Source organism: Amycolatopsis acidiphila (assembly GCF_021391495.1).
Lineage (GTDB): Bacteria > Actinomycetota > Actinomycetes > Mycobacteriales > Pseudonocardiaceae > Amycolatopsis_E > Amycolatopsis_E acidiphila.
Genome location: NZ_CP090063.1, coordinates 4,776,073 through 4,795,841, shown reverse-complemented (window position 1 = coordinate 4,795,841; position 19,769 = coordinate 4,776,073). Strand labels below are relative to the sequence as shown.

The following is a 19,769-nucleotide window of genomic DNA, read 5'->3' as shown; positions in this document are numbered from 1 at the left end:
ACCACCTGCACCGCCCGCCCCGCAGGGCCGTGTTCGCGCCGACGCCGCCGGTCGGGGGGATGGTGTGGATCGGGTCGCCGAGCAGGGTGACCGGGCCGGGCTGGTACGCGCCGACGCCGACCCCGGTGACCCGGGCCCGCCCCGGGGCAGACCGGGGCGGGTCGCCGTCCGGGTCAGGCCAGTCCGGCCGGCACCGGGGGCCGCAGGTACGACTGGATCGTCTCCGGGGTCAGCACCACCCGCGGGTCGTACTCCGGGGCGTCCTCCAGCTGCACCAGGTCGTTGAGCCCGCAGTACCGGTAGATCCGGTTGGTCGCGGAGATCAGCCGGACCGGGCGCCGCGGGTCGGCGTTGAAGTGCTGGTGGATCGTGCACGGCGGCACGTAGATCACGTCGCCGGCCTCCCACTCGAACCGCTGCGTCTCCTCCTTGGGGCGCCAGGTGTACTCGTCGGTGATGTCCACGTCGCAGTCCTGGTGCACGTCGTACCCGCGCCCCTCCAGCACGTACAGGCATTCCTCCGCGAGGTGCCGGTGCCGCCCAGACCGGCTGCCCGGCGGGATGATCTGCATGTACGCGTCGACGGTCTCCATCCGCGTGTTCATGTCCTCGTTGATCAGGTGCTTGAGCAGCCCGTGCCGCGACATCTCCCACGGCATCTCGGCCGGCCGCACGATCTTCTTCCGGCCCGCGTTGCGCACCGGCGCATCGGCCGCCTCGTCGAGCAGCTTCTGGTAGAAGTCGCCGTTCGCGGTGCCGGCCAGCCACTTCTCGTGCTCGTCCCAAGCCATCAGTAGCCCCCTTCGGGGTGGTTGAAGTCCTCTTCCCGTTCCCGGGGCTCGAAGCCCTCGCCGGTGGGGGACGGCGTCACCGCACGCGCCTCGACCTGCTTCTGGAACAACATGTTCATGAACAGGTACATCGGCTTCGTCTTGATGACGAGTGCGCGGGCCGGCCGGTGCTCGTCGGCGTTGAAGTGCTGGTGCACGCAGTTGTTGTGCACGATCGCCACGTCGCCCGCCTCCCAGTCGTACCGGATCCCGTCGTGGATCTCGTAGCCCCGCCCGTCCAGGATGTAGAACGCGGCTTCGTTGACGTGCCCGTGCTTCTGCGACTTGCCGCCCGGGCCGTACTCCTCCAGGTGCAGGTGGAACGTCTGGGTGATGCCGTCCTTGGGCTCGACGTAGTGCCTGCTGTAGGCCTGCGGCCCGTCGACGAACTTGATCTCGCTCGCCTTGCGCACCCGCGGCACCGCGCGCAGCCGCTCGAGCTCGGCGTTCAACCCGTACTCGCCCTGGATCGGGCGGACGAAGACGCGGTTCTTCTGGCTGTGGTACAGCTTCGCGCGAGCTTCGGCTTCGTCACCCGCGGCTTCGGCCTCGGACACCGGCGGACCTCCTCGATCAAAGGGCTAGTGGACTAACCATATTACCGATTCTCGATGGACGCCAGAGTGCTCGGCGCAGCTCGTCGGCGCCGTCGGCGACCGCGTGGCGGACACCGGCATCGAGGCCCGGCGAGTCGAGCAGGCTTGCGGCCGCGCGCAGGGCGGAAGCATCGGCGGTGCGCGGAAAGGCGAAGCGGGCGAGGCGCGCGGCCTCGATGCCTCCATCCACGCGGGGGATGTCGTCGAAATAGCGGGCGACGAACGGTTCGGTCAGCCGCCGGTGGGCCGGATGCCAGAACGCCCTGGCCGCCGCATACCGCTCCTCAGCAGGCGCGTCGCCCAGGATGAACGCCCACGCGTTTTCCTTGGCCTCGCTGCCGGGGACCAGTGCGCGGCACCGGGCGGCGTGCACCGGGTCGCCGGGCCGTCCCGGCAGGTAGTGGCCGAGCGCGCACCGGCGTTCCAGCGCGCGCGGGTGCCGCAACGAGGCCAGAGCCGCCGCGGGCGCGACGTCGATCCAGCGGCGTGCGGCAGTGCGTTGCAGTGCGGAATCCGTTGGTGCGGAGTGGAAAGCCGCGCCCAGCGCACCTGCGAGCCCGCGTTCCGCCTGCTCCCGCCCGTGGTCGGGCAGGTAGGTGCCGAGCACCACCTCGGTCAGCCACCGCGCGGCCGGGCCGAGGACGCCGGCCGAGGACTCGAACGGAAACGTCGCCACCCCGAGCTCGACGGCGAATTCGGGGTCCAGCTCCCCGTCCTCGACCCCGCTGCGCAGAGCGGTCCAGACCATCCGGCGCGCCTGCTCGTCGAGCTTCGGCAGCAGGGCCGGCATGCGGCGCCATTCCTCGGCGGCCAGCTGGATCTTGACCCAGGACCTGCCGTCGGCATTGGGCAGCACGAGCGCGGTTGCTACCGGAGGGACTGGCAGGTCGTTGCTCTCATCGTCTACCGCGAGGAGGTCGCGACGGAGTTCTCCGCCGTCGAAGCCGAAGGCCGCGACAGACAAGTGGTGCGGGCGGCTGCCGCTGCGGAGGAGCCGATTTCCCGCGACTCGCACGGTGTCCAGCCCCGATGTCCGCAGCCAGCGCCGTGCCCAGTCGTCGAAACCCGGACCGGCGACCGCGGACCAGGACTCCACGAAGTCGTCGTAGGACGTGTTCGTGGGCCCGGCCAGGTGTGCGCGTAGTCCGCGGACGAAGGCCTCGTGGCCGATCCTCCGGGCGAGCTGGTCCAGCACCACGGCGCCCTTGGTGTAGATGATCGCGTCCATGGCGAGGTACGCCTCGTCCGCATACCGCACGTCGGCGTCCGCCACCGGATGGGTGCTCGGGCGAGCGTCGGCCCCGAGCTGGTCCGCCGGGGCGAGCGAGCCGGTGGCGAGGACGCGGTCCGCCAGGTACTCGGCGAACGACTCGTGCAGCCAGAGGTCGTCCCACCAGCGCATCGTGACGAGGTCGCCGAACCACATGTGCGCCAGCTCGTGTGCCATCAGCCGGGTGCGCTCGGATCTGCGGGTCAGCAAGGGCTCCCGGTACAGCACGCAGCCCGGGTTCTCCATGCCGCGCCACGGCAGGTCCGGCACGAACGCCTGGTGGTACTCGCCCCACGGGTACCGGGCATCCAGCAGGCGGTGGAACTCGTCGAGGAGGCGGGCGGTCTCCGCCAACAGTTCAGAGGTCAGCGCACTGTCCACTCGCGACCTGCGGACGTGCACTCCCAGCGGGACGCCGTCGTGCGTGGCCGTGTGCGAGTGGTACGGCCCGGCGATGAACCCGGCCAGGTGAGGGGACAGCGGTGGGGTGGCAGGCGTCCGCCACCAGCCTTCCGCGAAGGTGGCGGCCCCGCCGTTGCCCACCACGGTCCAGTCTTCCGGGCAGCGCAGGGACAACCGCAGCGGCGCCTTCAGGTCCGGCTGGTCGAAGCAGGCGAACCAGCGGGGCGCGGCGGTCAGGGCCGAGCTCGCGTACAGGTAGGTGCGGCCGTCGGCCGGATCGACGTGCCGGTGCACGCCCTGGCCGTCGCCCGCGTACGCCATGTCCGCCACCACGACGAGCTCGTTCTCGTCCTCGAGCCCGGTGAGGGACAGGCGGCCCGCACCGGGGGAGAAGGTGTCGCAGGGAACCCCGTTCAGCGAGGCCGAACACAGCCGCCGCGGCACCAGTTCGGCGAACGCCGGCTCACCGTCCGCCGCGAAGCGGATCGTGGTGGTGGACCGGAACGTGTCGTCGCCCGGCGTCAGGTCGAGGGCGACATCGTAGGAGCGCACGGTTGTCCGCGCGCTGCGCCGCGAGGCCTCGGATCGGCTGAGGCCCCGCCTCACCGTGCCCCTGCCTCCGCGGGCGCGTCCTGGTCGAGGACCCATTCGCGGGGGATCAGCCCGCGGCTCGCGGCCACCGCGGTGTAGTACTTCCACAGCTTGCGAGCGTGCTTGCCGCGCTTGAACGTGGCGAGGAAGGCCGCGAGCTCCTCGTCGGTCAGGGGCGTGACCTTCCCGAGCTGGGCGGCGAGCGTCAGCGCGCGGGCGTTCTCCACGAAGTGGACCACGTCGGCGTACAGCGAGCGCACGTCCTCCGCCACCAGCACCTCGCCGTGGCCGCGCAGCAGGAGCGCGTACCCCGAGCCCAGCGTCCGCGCCACCGCGGCGCCCTGTTCGGGCACCGCGATGTGCGACGAGTCGAAGTGCACCGGAATGCCCGCGGCCCACCGGCTCGCGTGGTTCTTCACCGGCACCAGCGGGTTGTCCTCGACCACGCTGAACACCGTGGTCGGGTCGTGGTGGAAGTGGGCGACGGCACCGGCGTCGGGCCGGGCGCGGTAGATCTCGGTGTGGATGAACACCTCCGAGGGCGGTTCGCCCCGGCCGTCCACCGGCTTGCCGTCCAGGCCGACGACCAGCAGCCGCTCCGGCGCGAGCTCCGCGCGGACGTCGTGCCCGCGCTGGATGAGCAGCGTCTCGGTGCCCGGGATCCGGACGCTGATGTGCCCGCTGTAGTTGAGGATCCCGGCGTCCACCAGCAGCCGTGAGCAGATCGCCACCTCGTGGCGGAGCACGTCGGTCGGAGCGTCCATGTGCGTGACCTACTTTCAGGAGAACAGCAGGGACTTGATCACCACCGGCACCACGCCGGGCGGGTCGAGCAGGGCGCCCACGTCGACGAAGTCGAGGTCCTTCAGCTCGATGCCGTCGAGTGAGATCAGCTTCCGGTTCAGCCCGAGGTCCTGGTCCAGGATCCGGCCCAGGGTCTGCCCGACGTCGCCGTCGACCACGAGCAGGAGCAGCTCAGCCGACGAACCGGCGAAGCCGATGATCCCCTGGCACAGGGCGGTCAGCCGGTCGTAGGTCGGCGGACCCGACCAGGAGAAGGCCAGCGCCAGCGGCTCGGCCGGGTCCCGGTCCTGGCGCCGCGCGCTGCGCCGGAACGCCTCCGCGATCTCCGCCGGGTGGATCTGCGCCGGCAGCGACTGCCCGAGGTGGACGACCGGCACGTTCTGCACGGGCAGGGCGTCGTGGCCGCCCAGGTGGATCGTCTTGCCGCTGACCTGCACGGTGAACTGCGACGCGCCGATCACGGTCGCGCGGATGCGCTGGCCGCCGTCGACGGCGGGAATCCGCACGCGTGAGCCGAGCTGGTCGATCACGGCCGCGGCCAGCTCACGCGCGATGTCCCCGTAGTCCTGCGTTTCGTGGCCGAACAGGTATTCGGCAACACCGCCGGAGAACGTGAGATAGGCGGGCTCGGCCGGGCGCGCCAAGGGTTCGGTGAGCTGCAGTGCCCGGCCCAGCTCGTCCGGCGGGGCGCCCACGATCCGGTCGGCCAGCAGCCGCGCGAGCCGCCGGCTGATCGCCTGGCGCACCGCGGGGTCGGCCAGCGCCTCCGGTGTCGTGTCCAGCCCCAGCTCCGCGGCCACCAGCCGGGCCGGCTCGTCGGCCCTCGTCCAGCGGCCCTCGCCGTCCTGCGCGAGCAGCCGCCCGCCGACCGCGAACGCGGCCACCCCGCGGATGACGCCCCGGTCGATCAGCGCCAGTTTGGTGGTGCCGCCGCCGATGTCCACGTGCAGCGCACAGGCCCCGCGCTCGGCCGACAACGCCGTGGCGCCCGAGCCGTGCGCGGCGAGGATGGCCTCCAGCTTGTGACCCGCCGTGGCGCAGACGAACTTTCCGGACTCCGCCGCGAAGATCTCGTCGATGGCGCGCGCGTTCTTCCGTTTGACCGCCTCGCCGGTGAGGATCACCGCGCCGCTGTCCACGTCGGCCCGGCTGAAGCCGGCGTCGGCGTAGCAGTGCTTGACGAAGTGGGCCAGCTCGTGCGCGTCGATCGTGCCGTCGGGCAGGAACGGGGTGAGCAGGATCGGGGAGCGCCATTCCACGGTGCGCCCGACCACCACGAACCGGCTGGAGAGGTGGTGGGTCTCGCGGCGCAGGAACACCCTGGCGAACAACAGGTGGGAGGTCGAGCTGCCGATGTCGATGCCGACCGTGCGCAGCTCGAGGGTGTCCTGCTCCAGGATCGCCTGCGCGATCGCCCGCCGGTCTGCGTCGGTGAGGCCGACTTCGTGCTCGTGGTCGAAGTCCTCGTCGTGCACGTCGCCCGCTACACGGCCGGGCCGGTCGAGACCGGCGTCCTGATCACGCCGGTCAGCGCCTCCGGCGGCAGCGACCTGATGGCGTCCTCGTCGAACACGTCGCCCATCTGGGACCGCACCCCGCTCCGGTCGAGGGCTTCGAGGAACTTGCGGTGCACGCGGGGATCCTGGTCCTCGTACTCGATCTGCCGTCCCCCTTGGGAGACCGAGACGGCGCCGGACCCTTCGGCGCTCTTGCGGCGCATCGCGAGGAACGGGTAGCGGCGGCTGCCGAGGCTGCAGGCGACGTAGCGCGCGGGTCGTGGCCCGGTGTTGAAGTGCTGGTGGAACATCCAGAACGGCGGGGTGTACATGAACCCGTGCCGCCACGGGAACTCCTTGAACTCCGCGTCGCCCTCGTACCAGAGCAGGGAGTGCCCCTCACCGTCGACGGCGTGCACGTGCGTGCCCGCGGCGTGCCGGTGGGCCTTCTTGTACCGCCCGACCGGCATCTGCGACACGTGCGCGTGCATCGTGCCCTCCGCCAGCAGGAAGTTGACGTTGAGCGAGCCCTTGCCCCGGCCCTCGAACTCGTAGAGGCGGAAGCTCGTCAGGTCGTGCACGAAGTTGGTCTCCCACACGTTCTGCACCTTGACGGAGTCCTTGTTGTACACCGAAAGCGCGCCTTCGCCGCCGAAGTACGCCACGTCGCCGACGCGCTCGGGGAACTCGAAGTCGTTGCCGAACACGAAATCGACGTTGTGGTAGAGGTTCAGCGTCAGCGGTGCGTCGCTGGTGCAGGACAGCCGCACGGGCTCGCTGCCCGAGGTGTTCATGATCTGGTACGTGCAGTTGAGCGGAATGGCGAACAGGGCCTTGGGACCCCATTCGAACGTCCGGCTGCCGCCGCCGGGCAGCCAGACCGTGGTCGAGCCGTATCCGGCCAGGACGTAGAAGAACGCTTCGTACAGGTGTTTCACCGGGCGGGTCTTCTTGGCGGGCAACACTTCGATGACGTAGTTGGTCATGAAGTCACCCATGCCGTGGGTGTGCGCGAAGCAGCCGCGGGCGTCGTAGCGGTCCCATGGCGCGGTTTCGAGGGTCAGCAGGTCGTGGCCGAAGTCGTAGTGGACCGGGATGCCCTCACCCGCGGCCCAGTCCTTGTAGGGGTCGAGGAGGAACCTCTTGCCGTCGTCGTCCGGACCGGCTCCGCCGGGCCCGGCAGCCGGTGCCCCGTCGGCCGTGGTGACCATCTGATCATCTCCTCCGCGTCTTCGCGACATGCAGAGCCGAGTGTGGACTAATCGTCTGACCATTGCAAGACACATCACGGTCCCGTAACGGATGGCACAAAGGTTAGACCTTAAGACCTACGCTGTGTCCCAGCGCACAGCGACGGCACAGGGAAGGAATCGCGCCGTGACCCCACCGCCCGCCGCCGACCACCGCTCCTGACCCGTCCCCCGGTCCCCGCAGAGGATGCCCGATGAAGCGCTCCCGCCCGTTCGTCCTGTCCCTGCTCGTCGGCGTCGCACTGGCCGGATGCTCCCCGGGAGCGGCCGACGGCCCGGTCGCCGCCGCCGGAAATCCCCAGCACGGCAACGTGTTCACCGGCTACGCCGGGCTGAGCGGGCCCGACCGGACGGCCCGGCTGCTCGCCGACGCCAGGGCCGCGGGCGGGCAGCTCGACCTGTACACCTCGAACACCGACATCCAGGACCTCGTCGACGGCTTCCAGCAGGCCTACCCCGGCATCAAGGTCAACGCGTTCCGGGCGAACTCCGAGACCGTGCTGGAGCGGATCCAGCAGGAGGGCAGCGCGGGCAGGACCGCCAACGACGTGGTGGACACCGACGACACCGAGCTGCGCGCACTGAGCAAGGACGGCGTGCTCGCGCCCTACGACGGCCCGGCGAAGGCGAACCTGCGCCCGGACGCGGTCTTCGGGGACTGGCAGGCGGAGCGGTTCAACGGGTTCGTGGTGGGCTGGAACACCTCGCTCGTGCCGGCCGGGCAGGCGCCGAAGAGCTTCACCGACCTCACCGCGCCGCAGTGGAAGGGGAAGATCGCGCTCGAGGTGGGTGACTGGGACTGGTACGCCGCGATGCACACCTACCTCACCGACGTCCGCAAGCTGCCCGCCGCCGACGTGGACCGGCTCTTCCAGCAGATCGTCGCCAACGCCAAGGTCACCAAAGGCCATACGGTGCAAGGGCAGCTGCTCAGCGCGGGCCAGTTCGCGGTCGCCTGCTCGGTCTACAGCCACACCGTCGACAACGCGGCCGACAAGGGCGCCCCGGTCGCCTGGCACCCGATCGCGGATCCGGTCATCCTGCGCCCCAACGGGCTGGCGCTGATGGCGCAGGCCCGGCATCCGGCCGCGGCGCTGCTGTGGGCCGACTGGGTGCTCGGCGCCGGGCAGCAGCTGATCGCGAAGTCGCACCGGATCCCCGCCGCGCAGAACGTGCCCGGGTACACCAACCCCGTTCCGGCCGGCACACCCGTCTACAACGTGCCGGACCAGGTGCTGGAGAACTCCCAGTCCTGGAACAAGTCCTACGACGACCTGCTGCGCGGAGTGCCGCAGGCCAACTGAACGCGTGAGTGTCCCGACGGGACCGAAGGGAAGAGTCAATGAGGACCAGAACGTTCGGCCTGATCAGTGCCGCCGTCGTCGTCACGTTCGTGGCGACGGCGTGCGGTGGCGGGGTCGCGGACTCCGGGCAGCAGGCACCCGGCGGTGGCGGCAGCGCCAAGGCGGACCAGGTGTACGCGCAGATCGCCGCCCTGCCCAAGGACCAGCAACGGGCCAAGGCCGTGGAGCTGGCCAAGTCCGAGGGCACGCTGTCGCTCTACACCTCCATGACGGCAGACGTCGCGGACGCGGTCAGCAAGAAGTTCCAGGACCAGTTCGGCATCAAGGTCTCGGTGTTCCGCGGGAACTCCGAGACCGTGCTCCAGCGGACCTCGCAGGAGTCCTCGGCCAACCGGCTCGGCGCCGACGTCATCGAGTCGGACTTCCCGCAGATGACGATCCTGTCCAGCCAGAAGCTGCTCGCGGACTACAACGGCGCCGCACTGGACAAGGTGCAGCAGGCCGGCAAGTTCCCGGACTGGACGGCCACCCGGTTCAACGTCCTGCTGCCGGCCTGGAACACCAACCTCATCTCGCCCGGTGACGAGCCGAAGAGCTGGGAGGACCTCGCCGATCCCAAGTACCGCGGCAAGCTCTCGATCGAGGCGTCCGACAGTGACTGGTACGAGAACGTCACGCACTACTGGCTGACGCACGGCAAGACCCAGCAGCAGGTGGACCAGCTGTGGCAGGGCATCGTCGCCAACGCCAAGACCGTCAAGGGCCACACCACGATGGCGCAGCTGCTCGGCGCGGGGCAGACGGGGATGGACGCGATGAACTACACCTACATCACCGAGCGCAGCAAGCTCGACGGCGCGCCCGTGGCGTACCGCCCGGCCAGTGGCACCAACCCGATTCCCGCCTTCCCGCGGCCCAACGGGATCGGCATGCTCAAGGCCGCGCAGCATCCGGCCGCCGCGTGGCTGTTCTACGACTGGATGCTCACCGAGGGTCAGCAGGTGCTGGTGAGCCTGCACCTGACGCCGTCGACGACCGTGCCCGGCGACGACAGCTTCCAGGGCGTCAACCTGGTGCCCTACGACGTCGACACCCTGACCAAGGACGGCGCCACCTGGGACACGAAGTACGACGACCTGCTGCGCGGCGTCGCCGCCAACTGACACGAGGTGACCATGAGCACCACCACCAGCCCGGCGCCGCCGCTGGCCGGACGACCCGCCCCGGTCCGTGCGGCCGGGCGGCTCCGGCGGCTGCTGACGCCCCAGATCCTCATCGTCGTGAGCGCGATGGTGATCGTCGGCTATCTCGCCGTCGTGCCGCTGGGCTATCTGCTGCACGACACCTTCACCGGCAGCTCCGGCCTGAGCTTCGGCGCCTTCGCGCGTGCCTACGGGGGTGACTCGCAGGCAGGACGGATGATGGTGAACTCGCTCGAGTTCGCCTTCGGCTCCGCGCTGTTCGCCCTGATCGTCGGCACCGCGCTGGCGTACGTGCAGGTGCGCACCGACGTGCCGTTCAAGGGACTGCTGTTCGCCGCGTCCATGGTGCCGCTGATCGTGCCGGGGATCCTCTACGCCGCATCGTGGATCTTCCTCGGCGACCCGTCGATCGGCCTGGTCAACACCCTGTTCTTCAAACCGGTGTTCGGCGCGGCCCCGGTCAACGTGTTCACCGTGCAGGGCATGGTCTGGGTGCAGGGACTGCATCTCGCGCCGGTCTGCTTCCTGCTGATGGTGGCGGCGTTCCGGGCGATGGACCCCTCGCTGGAGGAGTCCGCCGCGATGTCGGGGGCGAGCAGGCTGACGGTGCTGCGGCGGATCACCGTCCCGCTGTTGCGCCCGGCGCTGATCTCGGCGGCGCTGCTGATGTTCGTGCAGTCGCTGGAGAGCTTCGAGGTGCCGGGGCTGCTCGGGCTGCAGAACGGGATCTACGTGTTCACCAGCCGGATCTACTTCGTGCTGCGGGCCTATCCGATCGACTACGGCGCCGCCGGGGCCTACGCGATCGGGCTGCTCGCGATCGCCGTCGTCGGCGTGCTGCTGGCCGGGCGGCTGCAGCGCAACGCACGCGGGTTCCAGACGGTGACCGGCAAGGCGTTCCGCCCGCAGCCCATCCGCCTGGGCCGGGCCCGGCCGTGGGTCGGCGCCGGGGTGGTGCTGTTCTTCCTCGTCACCGTGGTGCTGCCGGTCGGTGTGCTGGTCTACGCCTCGCTGCTGAAGTTCTACGCCGCGCCGTCGATGAGCACGCTGCGCAGCATGTCGCTGGCGAACTACAAGGCCGTGGTCCAGCTGCCCCTGGCCCTGACGGCACTGAAGAACTCGTTCGTGCTGGGCATCGGCGCGGCGACGGTGGTCATGCTGCTCTCGGCGGTGGTGTCGTGGGTGGTCGTGCGGACGAAACTGCCCGGCCGCCGCGCCCTCGACGTGCTGGCGTTCACCCCGCTCGTCATCCCCGGGCTGGTGCTCGGCCTCGCGCTGTCGTTCGTGTACCTGCGGATCCCGCTGCCGATCTACGGGACGCTGCTGATCCTGCTGATCTCCTACTGCACCCGCTATCTGCCGTACGGGATGCGCTACTCCTCCTCGGCGATGACGCAGATGTCGCGGGAGCTGGAGGAGTCGGCGATGGTGTTCGGCGCGTCGTGGACGCAGATGTTCCGGCGCGTCCTCGTGCCGCTGGCCAGCAGCGGCATCGTGGCGGGCTGGGTGTACATCCTCGTGGTCTCCTTCCGCGAGCTCTCCAGCACGATCCTGCTCTACAGCCCGGGCACCGAGGTGCTGTCGGTGCTCATCTGGGAGCAGTTCGAGAACGGCCAGTTCACCACGCTCGCGGCGCTCGGCGTGCTGATGGTGTCCATCCTGGTCGCCCTGGTCTTCGTCGCCTACCGGCTCGGCGCCCGGGTCGGCCTGCAGCAGTCGGACAGTGCCCACTAACCGCCGGGAGGACCAGCAATGTTGATCGTCGACGACCTCGTGAAGAGCTACGACGGGGCGAGCGGGCGCAAGCGCGGTGCGGGTGCCCGGGTGCACGCCGTGGGCGGCGCGAGCTTCGAGGTGCACACCGGGGAGCTGTTCACCCTGCTCGGGCCGTCCGGCTGCGGGAAGACCACCACCCTGCGCTCGATCGCTGGGCTCGAACGGCCCGACCGCGGCCGGATCGTCCTGAGTGGACGGCCGCTGTTCGATGCCGCCGCCGGGGTGAACCTGCCCGCGAACCGCCGGGAGCTGGGCATGGTGTTCCAGTCCTACGCGATCTGGCCGCACATGAGCGTGTTCAAGAACGTCTCGTTCCCGCTCGACGTGCTGCCGCGCAAGCGGCGGCCCGCGCGGCGGGAGATCGCGGAGCGGGTCGAGCGGGTACTGGAGGTGACCGAGCTGTCCGACTACGCCGCCCGCCCGGCCACCAAGCTCTCCGGCGGCCAGCAGCAGCGGCTCGCGCTGGCCCGCGCCCTGGTCATCCAGCCGGACCTGATGCTGCTGGACGAGCCACTGTCCAATCTGGACGCGAAACTGCGGGAGAACATGCGGTTCGAGCTCAAGCGGCTGCAGCGCGAGCTGGGCCTGACAGCCATCTACGTGACGCACGACCAGTCCGAGGCGCTGGTCATGTCGAGCCGGATCGCCGTGATGCACAAGGGGAACATCGAGCAGGTCGGCAAGCCGAGGGAGATCTACACCAACCCGGCGTCGAAGTTCGTCGCGGAGTTCATCGGCACCTCGAACTTCGTCAAGGGCGTGGTCGCCTCGGCCGAAGGCGGGGAGATCACGGTCGACACCATCGAAGGCAGGGTGGTCTGCCGCGGCGCGACGGCCGCGCCGGCGGCGGGGGAGGACGTCCTGCTCTCGATCCGGCCGGAATGCCTGGTGCTGTCCGGTTCGCCCTCGCCCGGCGCGGTGAACGACTGGTCGGGCCAGGTGCGCACCCGCGCGTTCCTCGGCGACGCCGTCGACCACGTCGTCGAGGTGGGGAAGATGGAGATCCGCGTCCGCTGCAACCCGACGCAGTCGATCGAACCCGGCACCCGGGTGCACCTCTCGGTGGATCCGGCGAAGGTGACGCTGGTGCCGGTCGGCTGATGGGGCTGCCCGCGGTCCTGCGCTCCCGCGACTTCGACCTGTACTGGGGCGGGGTCGTCGTCAGCCAGATCGGCACCCGTGGCGCGGTGGCCGCCAACCTGTTCCAGGTGTTCGTACTGACCGGGTCCACCGCCGAGGTGGGACTGGTCGGGCTGGCCCAGCTGGTCGCGCTGGTCGTCCTCTCGCCGCTGGGCGGGGTGCTCGCGGACCGGCTCGACCGGCGGCGGCTGCTGCAGTGGACACAGGTGGCGGCCCTGGTGGTGTCCGCGGCGCTCGCCGTCGTCACGATCGCCGGTGCGGCGACGGTGTGGATGGTGGTGCTCGCGGCACTGCTGTCGACGGCGGCCGCGACGTTCGACCAGCCCGCGCGCCAGGCGCTGATCCCCGCGCTGGTGCTGCGGGAACGGCTCGTCGACGCGTTCGCGTTGCTCAACCCCTCACGGGAACTGGCGGTGCTGATCGGCCCTGCGCTGTCCGGGGTGTTCATCGCCGTGTGGGGCGTCGGCTCGGTCTACGTGTTCGACGCGGTCACCTACGCGGTGCTGGTCGCCACGCTGGCGATCATCAAGGTGCCGCCACTGGTACGGGAGGGAAAGCCGCCGCGGGTCTGGGAGAGCCTGCGGGAGGGCGCGGCCTATGTCCGGCGGCGCACGCTGATCTGGCAGCTGATGGGACTGGACCTCGCGGCGACCGTCTTCGGCGCCTACCGGGTGCTGCTGCCCGCGCTCGCGCTCGACCGGCTCCACGTCGGCGCGACCGGTTACGGGTTGCTCTCCGCCGCGCCGTCGGCCGGTGCCCTGCTCGGCTCGGTGTTCGTGTTCCGGATCGTGCGGTCCCGCCGCTCCGGGCTCATCGTGCTCATCTCGACCGCCGCGTACGGCGTCGTGGTCGTCGGCTTCGCGCAGGCAGCGGTGTTCGGCCTGTCGCTGGTCCTGGCCGGCCTGCTCGGGGTGGCGGACGCGCTCGCCACGACGGTCCGCCATGCCACGGTGCAGGTGGAGACTCCCGACGGGTTGCGCGGCCGGGTGTCGGCGATCTACCAGATGGCTTCGCGCGGCGGGCCCGCGCTGGGGGACTCGGTGATCGGGGCCGCGGCGTCGGCACTGGGCCCCGTCGGCGCGCTCACGCTCGGCGGCCTGGTCCCGCTGGCCGCCTCGATCGCGTCCTTCGTGGCCGGTCCCGCGGTGCGCTCCTACCGCGTGGTGCCCCAGCAGGAGCCGGAAGAACAAGCGGCTGCCTGACCGCACGGCACGGTCGGGCAGCCGCCGGGTTCAGCTCCTGGTCGGCGGGAAGAACTGCTGGTCGATGATGCCGGAAAGGTCCAATGAGGACACTCCGGGGGTCTTCGTCAGCGCGTCCTTCGACGTCTGCAGCTGGGCGACCGTCGGGGTCGGCACGTCGGGCAGCACCTCCTGCGCGTAGTACTGCCAGGTCTCCTGCAGCGCCTTGGGGTCGTTGACCTGCAGGTGCTTCTGCAGCTCGCTGATCGCGTACTGCTGGTCGGACTTCTCCCGGGTGATCGCTTCCTGCAGCGCCGCCATGAACTTCGTGATCTGGTCCTTGTTGCCGGACACGTAGGACTTCAGCGCGGCGATGCCGACGTTGGAGGTGGGGATGTTCTGCTTCGCCAGGTCGAGGACGCTGTGGTAGCCCGAGCCCTCGATCGTCGTCGAGGCCGGCGGATGCGACAGCGCCGCGTCCACGCTGCCGGCGACGAGCGCGTTGTTCAGGTTCGTCACCGAACCGAGGTTGATCAGCTGCACATCGTTCGTGGTGAGGCCGAACTGCTTGAGCGCCAGCAGGGTCGCGACGTAGATCGAACCGCTGAGCGAGGTGATGCCGATCTTCTTGCCCCTGAGCTCCGCGCCGTTGTTGACCTTCGCGTACATCTGGTAGGGGAAGACCGGGGTGAGGGTGGCGAGATAGCTGACCTGGGCGCCTGAGCCCGCGCCCGCGACCATCTCGGACGCGCCGATCGACGCGAGCTGCGTCTGCCCGGAGACCAGGGCGGGGAACCCGTCGGAGCCGCTGACGCTGGTCAGCTTCACGTCGAGCCCCTGCTTGGTGAACAGGCCGGAGTCGGCCGCGATCCACAGCGGCAGCTCGTCGGCGACGACCTGGCTGTAGCTGACGGTCAGGGAGTTGCCCCCGCCGGAGCTGCCGGCGGGCCCGCAGGCGGTCAGCGCCGCTGCGGCCGCACCGGCGGCGACGGCGGTCGCCAGGAGTTTTCTGGGCTTGCCAGCTGAGAACATCGTTGTTCCTTCCGCTTTCGGCTAGATTGTGTTTCCTAAGCGGCGGAGCCGCTTGCTGTGGGCCGTCACCTTGCTCCGCTACCCGCACCGGCCCGCAAGCCACTTCTGAAACAGTCCTTAGTGGTTGGAGCTGCGCCAGGAGTCGAAGTGGCGTTCGACGCGGCGGAGCAGCCCGTTGAGGACGACCCCGGTCAGCGCGAAGATGAACAGCCCGGCGAAGACGACGGAGGTCTGGAACTGCTGGCCGGCGTTGTTCATCAGCATGCCCACGCCGGACTGCGCGCCGGACAGCTCCGCGACGAACACGCCGATCAGCGCCTGCCCGACGGCGAGGCGCAGGCCGCTGATGACGAAGGGCACGGTGCCCGGCAGGGCGATCGTGCGGAAGATCTGCAGGTCCTTGCCGCCGAAGCAGCGGGCCACCCGCACCACGGCGGGATCGAGGCTCTGCATGCCGGTCGCGGCGTTGATCAGGATGGGGAACACGGCCATCAGGAAGACGATGGCGATCTTGGAGGTGTCCCCGATGCCGAGCCAGATGATCAGCAGCGGGGTCAGCGCGATCCGCGGGGTCGCGTACAGGAAGCTGACGAACGGGTTGAGGATGTAGGAAAGCCTGCGGTACCACCCGATGACGAGCCCGACCGGCAGCCCGACGACGGTCGCGAGCGCCAGCCCGAACAGCAGCTCCCGGCCGCTGGTGGCCAGGTCACCCCAGATCTCGCTGGTGCTGAACAGTTGCTGGAACGCCTTGACGACGTCGGCGGGCCCGGGCAGCACGATCGCCGGGCGCACCCGCAGCGCCGCGACGACCTCCCAGAGCACGACCGCGGCCAGCACCGCGCAGGTGCCGTAGACGTACTTGCTGTTGACCTTCCGGCGCTTCGGCGCCGCGGGCGGCGCGCTCGTGCGCGGGGAGCCCGTCTCGGTGCTGATAGCCATCAGACGCTACCTCCGTTCGTGAGCAGCGACGGGCCGGCGGCGCCGTAGAGGGCGTCGGAGATCTCGTCGACGAGCTCGGTGAACTCCGGCATCCGGCGGAAGCGCTGCTCCCGGGGCCGGGGTAGCGGTATCCCGACCTCCTTGACGATGTGGCCGGGGCGCGGGCTGAACACGCAGACGCGGTCGGCCAGGAACGCCGCCTCGGTGATGTCGTGGGTGACGAACAACGCGGTGACGTCGCGGGCGGCACAGATGCGCAGCAGCTCGCCCTGCATCACTTCGCGGGTCTGCGCGTCGATGGAGGCGAACGGCTCGTCCAGCAGCAGCAGCTCCGGGTCGACCGCCAGCGCCCGCGCGAGGTTGACCCGCTGCTGCATCCCGCCGGAGAGCTGACCCGGATGCTGGTCGGCGGCCGCCGACAGGCCGACGAGGTCGAGCAGGTCACGCGCGCGTTCCCGCGCCTGCGCCCGTTTCATCGACTTCGACAGCTCGAGCCCGTAGGTGACGTTGTCGAGCACGTTGCGCCACGGCAGCAGGCTCGCCTGCTGGAACACCATCGCCCGGTCCGGGCCGGGGCCCGGGATGTCGCGGCCGTCGAGCTTCAGGCTGCCGCCGGTGATCGGCAGGAAACCCGCGACGGCGTTGAGGAAGGTCGTCTTCCCGCAGCCCGAGGGCCCCACGATGCAGACGAAGTCACCGCGGGAGAGGACCAGGTCGACCCGGTCGACCGCCGGGCTGACCTCGGTCCCGGAACCGCCGGAGCCGGGATACCCGATGCTTACGCCGATCGCCTGTAGGTGCGATTTTTCCGCACCCGCCGGTATTTCGTCTCGATCGGTGTCCCCGCCGAGCGAGGCCTTGCGCACGCTGTGAGACATGGCCGGAGTCTAGAGGTCTGCTGTCATACCATGCAATGGTCGGGTGGGCCTCGAATCCGCATCGGCGGTGTTCACGAGCCCTCCTCCGTGCTGCGTGGTCCGGGAAAAAGCCAGTTCGGGCAGGGGGCAGCCCTTGCGAAAGGTCCAACTGTTAGTCCACCATGAGTCGAGCCGGCCTGCTTCCCGTGCGCTCTCGTCGCCGGCCCATCCCGTCCACAAGGAGGTCGACGTCCATGCCGAGGCAACCCAGCGACATCATCCAGAGCGACTTGCGCGCGTTCATCGAGGCGGTCGAGGACGGCGGCGAGCTGGAGGTCGTGTCCGGGGCCCACTGGGACAAGGAGATGGGCGCGGTCACCGAGGTGCTCTACCGGCAGAAGGTGGAGAAGTCACCGATGCTGGTGTTCGACAAGGTGCCCGGTTATCCCGAGCAGAACCGCTGTCTCTACGGGATGTTCGGCTCCCCGATGCGCCTCGCGCTCGCGCTGGGCATGGAACCCGCGGTGGCGCAGAGCCGCACGACGATGCTCAACGACTTCCGCAAGATCATCAAGCGTGGCTTCGACCAGATCCCGCCGAAGGCCGTCGACGACGGGCCGGTCCTGGAGAACGTGCTCAGCGGCGACGAGATCGACCTGCTCGAGCTGTTCCCGGTGCCGGTGCACCACGAGCTGGACGGCGGCCGCTACATCGGCACCGCGTGCGGGGTGGTGACCCGCGACCCGGACTCCGGGCGCGTCAACGTCGGCACCTACCGCGTCCAGGTGACCGGCAAGGACACCTGCGCCTCCTACATCTCCAACGGCAAGCAGGGCCGCATCCACCGCGACAAGTACTTCGCCGAGGGCAAGCCGTGCCCGGTGGCGATCATCGTCGGGATGGACCCGGTGACCTACCTGGCGGCCGGCTACACCCTGGCCGACCAGGTGCCCGAGTACGAATGGTGCGGCGGGGTGCTGGGCCGCCCGCACGAGGTCATCGAGGGGCAACTGACCGGGCTGCCGTTCCCCGCCCGGTCGGAGATCGTGCTGGAGGGCGAGATCCTGCCCCACGACCGGGTCGAGGAGGGCCCGTTCGGCGAGTGGCACGGCTACTACGCCGGTGAGGCGCGGGACGAGCCGGTGATCCGGATCAAGCGGGTCTACCACCGCAGCAACCCGATCCTGACCTGCGCCGCCAGCCAGAAGCCGCCGCACGCGCACCTTTTCGAGCGCTGCTTCCTGCGCTCGGCCGCACTGCTGGACTCCCTGGAGGGCGCGGGCATCCCGGACGTGGTGAGCGCGTGGACGCACCAGGCGGGGTCGGGCCGCACTTTCGTGGTGGTATCGGTCAAACAGCGCTACTTCGGCCATTCGACACAGGTGGGGCTGGTCGCCTCGCAGGTCAACCCCGTCGGCTACATCGGCCGCTGGATCGTGGTCGTCGACGACGACATCGATCCCAGCGACATCCACGACGTGATCTGGGCGATGGGCACCCGGTGCGATCCCAAGACGATGACGACGGTGCTCGACCGGTGCTGGTCGTCCCGTTTGGACACCCTCGTCACCGACTACGACCGGCTGTACAACTCGCGGATGGTCATCGACGCCTGCATCCCGTACGAGCGCATCAAGGACTTCCCGAAGATCGCCCAGACCTCCCCGGAGCTGGCGGCGGAGGTCCGGGCCAAGTATCCGAACCTCTACCGGTAGGAGTGACGTGATGGCGAGTACGGCCGCCCGCGAAAGACGTCTGGTGGTGGGGGTCTCCGGCTCCAGTGCGCCGCAGCTCGCCGTGAAGTTCCTGGAGATCGCGCGGGAGCTGGGGACCTTCGAAACGCACGTCGTCCTCTCCGCCGGGGCGCGCCGCAGCATCGAGCTGGAGCTGCGGCGGGACCCGGCGGAGGTCGAGGCGCTGGGCGACGTGGTCTACGACGCGCGCGACCTCGGCGCGGCCATCTCCTCGGGCTCGTTCGAGACGCTGGGCATGGTGATCGTGCCGTGTTCGATGCGGACGCTGGCCGCGGTGGCCACGGGCAACTCCGACAACCTCGTCGCGCGCGCCGCCGACGTGACGCTGAAGGAGCGGCGCCGCCTGGTACTGGTGGCGCGCGAGACGCCGTTGAGCTACATCCACATCGAGAACATGCGGACGGTCACCCTCGCCGGCGGCACGATCCTGCCGCCGGTGCTGGCGTTCTACCACCGGCCCGAGACGATCGACGACCTGTTGCGCCAGACCTGCGGCAAGATCCTCGACCAGTTCGGCATCGAGAACAAGACCTTCCGCCGCTGGTCCTGAGGGCTCAGCGACCGCCGCCCTGGGCGAGCACCTCGGCGACACCCGCCGCGGCGAGGTCCGGGTCGAGGTACGTGCCGCCTCGCGGCACGGGCTCGAGCTCGTCGTCGAAGTCGTAGCGCAGGGGGACGCCGGTGGGCACGTTCAGCCGGGACACCTCGTCCGGGCCGAGCCCGTCGAGCAGCATGCACAAGGCGCGCAACGAGTTCCCGTGTGCCACGACCAGGGTGACCCGGCCTGCCCGCACGTCGGGCGCGAGGCGACCGGCCCAGTACGGCGCGACCCTGGCGCGCACGTCGGAAAGCGCTTCCGTGCGCGGGCCGCCCGGGGTGGCCGGCTCGCCGGGCGGTGGCGCGACGTCGTAGGACCGGCGCCACAGCCGGTACGCCTCGTCGCCGAACTCCGCGCGGACGGCCTTGCGGGACCGGCCCTGCAGCAGCCCGTAGTGGCGTTCGTTCAGCCGCCGGCTGCGCCGGACCGGGCAGTTTTCCCGGCCCAGTGCCGAAAGCACGAGTTCGGCGGTGTCGATCGCCCGGTGCAGCAGCGAGGTGTGCACCACGTCGGGCAGCAGACCGTGTCCGGCCAGCAGCTTCCCGGCGTTGCGCGCCTCCCACCTGCCGCGTTCGGTCAGCGGGACGTCGAGCCAGCCGGCGAAGGTGTCGTCCGCGTTGGCCGTGCTCTGCCCGTGCCGAAGCAGCACCAGGGTCCGGGGCATCCGATTCCTTTCGACCTGGCCAGCCTAGCCGTTTCGAAGGTATAATGGATAGACCATAGCCCGTTCGATCGAGAGATGCG

General features: G+C 70.0%; 17 protein-coding genes. 7 read left to right on the top strand and 10 right to left on the bottom strand.

Annotated elements, in window-relative coordinates; all coding sequences use genetic code 11:
• Positions 1–173: 173 nt before the first annotated feature.
• The 6 genes from LWP59_RS23420 to LWP59_RS23395 are packed head-to-tail and all read right to left on the bottom strand — an operon-like array spanning position 174 to position 7,200.
• The gene (locus tag LWP59_RS23420; RefSeq protein WP_144637433.1) at positions 174–791 is read right to left on the bottom strand and encodes a cupin domain-containing protein; all 618 of its coding nucleotides are present in this window, start codon (positions 789–791) and stop codon (positions 174–176) included.
• Positions 791–1,387 (bottom strand): cupin domain-containing protein, encoded by a 597-nt coding sequence (locus tag LWP59_RS23415; RefSeq protein ID WP_144637431.1) that lies wholly within the window; start codon positions 1,385–1,387, stop codon positions 791–793. Before LWP59_RS23415 ends, LWP59_RS23420 begins: the two co-directional genes overlap by 1 nt.
• Positions 1,388–1,403: 16 nt before the next feature.
• Positions 1,404–3,650 carry a M1 family metallopeptidase gene (locus tag LWP59_RS23410; RefSeq protein WP_186383195.1) on the bottom strand — a complete coding sequence of 749 codons (2,247 nt, stop codon included), beginning with the start codon at positions 3,648–3,650 and terminating at the stop codon, positions 1,404–1,406.
• A 50-nt stretch (positions 3,651–3,700) separates the two neighbouring features.
• On the bottom strand, positions 3,701–4,453 hold the full coding sequence (locus LWP59_RS23405; RefSeq protein WP_144637427.1) for a class II aldolase/adducin family protein: 753 nt from the start codon (positions 4,451–4,453) through the stop codon (positions 3,701–3,703).
• A 15-nt stretch (positions 4,454–4,468) separates the two neighbouring features.
• Positions 4,469–5,968, bottom strand: a complete 1,500-nt coding sequence (locus LWP59_RS23400; protein ID WP_144637425.1) for an ethanolamine ammonia-lyase reactivating factor EutA — start codon at positions 5,966–5,968, stop codon at positions 4,469–4,471.
• Between the two features lie 8 nt (positions 5,969–5,976).
• On the bottom strand, positions 5,977–7,200 hold the full coding sequence (locus tag LWP59_RS23395; protein WP_222425503.1) for a cupin domain-containing protein: 1,224 nt from the start codon (positions 7,198–7,200) through the stop codon (positions 5,977–5,979).
• A 233-nt stretch (positions 7,201–7,433) separates the two neighbouring features.
• Here LWP59_RS23395 and LWP59_RS23390 point away from each other — a divergent pair, with 233 nt between their 5' ends.
• Genes LWP59_RS23390 through LWP59_RS23370 form a run of 5 tightly spaced genes read left to right on the top strand, consistent with a single transcriptional unit; the run spans position 7,434 to position 13,863 of the window.
• Entirely contained in the window at positions 7,434–8,543 is a 1,110-nt protein-coding gene (locus tag LWP59_RS23390) for an extracellular solute-binding protein (RefSeq protein WP_144637423.1), read from the top strand.
• Between the two features lie 38 nt (positions 8,544–8,581).
• Positions 8,582–9,706, top strand: a complete 1,125-nt coding sequence (locus LWP59_RS23385; protein WP_144637421.1) for an ABC transporter substrate-binding protein — start codon at positions 8,582–8,584, stop codon at positions 9,704–9,706.
• A gap of 12 nt (positions 9,707–9,718) precedes the next feature.
• Positions 9,719–11,479, top strand: coding sequence for an ABC transporter permease (locus tag LWP59_RS23380; RefSeq protein ID WP_144637419.1), 1,761 nt, complete (start codon positions 9,719–9,721; stop codon positions 11,477–11,479).
• Positions 11,480–11,497: 18 nt separating this feature from the next.
• The gene (locus LWP59_RS23375) at positions 11,498–12,622 is read left to right on the top strand and encodes an ABC transporter ATP-binding protein (RefSeq protein WP_144637417.1); all 1,125 of its coding nucleotides are present in this window, start codon (positions 11,498–11,500) and stop codon (positions 12,620–12,622) included.
• Positions 12,622–13,863 (top strand): MFS transporter, encoded by a 1,242-nt coding sequence (locus tag LWP59_RS23370; RefSeq protein WP_144637415.1) that lies wholly within the window; start codon positions 12,622–12,624, stop codon positions 13,861–13,863. The genes LWP59_RS23375 and LWP59_RS23370 overlap by 1 nt, the downstream gene beginning before the upstream one ends.
• 30 nt (positions 13,864–13,893) lie before the next feature.
• Here LWP59_RS23370 and LWP59_RS23365 read toward each other — a convergent pair whose 3' ends face one another.
• The 3 genes from LWP59_RS23365 to LWP59_RS23355 all read right to left on the bottom strand — a co-directional run bounded on the left by LWP59_RS23365 (position 13,894) and on the right by LWP59_RS23355 (position 16,694).
• On the bottom strand, positions 13,894–14,874 hold the full coding sequence (locus LWP59_RS23365; RefSeq protein ID WP_144637413.1) for an ABC transporter substrate-binding protein: 981 nt from the start codon (positions 14,872–14,874) through the stop codon (positions 13,894–13,896).
• Between the two features lie 117 nt (positions 14,875–14,991).
• On the bottom strand, positions 14,992–15,816 hold the full coding sequence (locus LWP59_RS23360) for an ABC transporter permease (RefSeq protein WP_144637412.1): 825 nt from the start codon (positions 15,814–15,816) through the stop codon (positions 14,992–14,994).
• On the bottom strand, positions 15,816–16,694 hold the full coding sequence (locus LWP59_RS23355; RefSeq protein WP_144637410.1) for an ABC transporter ATP-binding protein: 879 nt from the start codon (positions 16,692–16,694) through the stop codon (positions 15,816–15,818). Before LWP59_RS23355 ends, LWP59_RS23360 begins: the two co-directional genes overlap by 1 nt.
• A 233-nt stretch (positions 16,695–16,927) precedes the next feature.
• Here LWP59_RS23355 and LWP59_RS23350 point away from each other — a divergent pair, with 233 nt between their 5' ends.
• Together LWP59_RS23350 and LWP59_RS23345 are read left to right on the top strand one after the other, a co-directional pair.
• Positions 16,928–18,388, top strand: a complete 1,461-nt coding sequence (locus LWP59_RS23350; protein WP_186383194.1) for a UbiD family decarboxylase — start codon at positions 16,928–16,930, stop codon at positions 18,386–18,388.
• 10 nt (positions 18,389–18,398) lie between these two features.
• Positions 18,399–18,977: a UbiX family flavin prenyltransferase gene (locus tag LWP59_RS23345; protein WP_144637407.1), complete on the top strand. Its 579-nt coding sequence runs from the start codon at positions 18,399–18,401 to the stop codon at positions 18,975–18,977.
• A gap of 4 nt (positions 18,978–18,981) precedes the next feature.
• On the opposite strand, the gene LWP59_RS23340 is transcribed toward LWP59_RS23345, so the two are convergent.
• On the bottom strand, positions 18,982–19,689 hold the full coding sequence (locus tag LWP59_RS23340; RefSeq protein ID WP_144637405.1) for a 2,3-bisphosphoglycerate-dependent phosphoglycerate mutase: 708 nt from the start codon (positions 19,687–19,689) through the stop codon (positions 18,982–18,984).
• Positions 19,690–19,769: the final 80 nt, after the last annotated feature.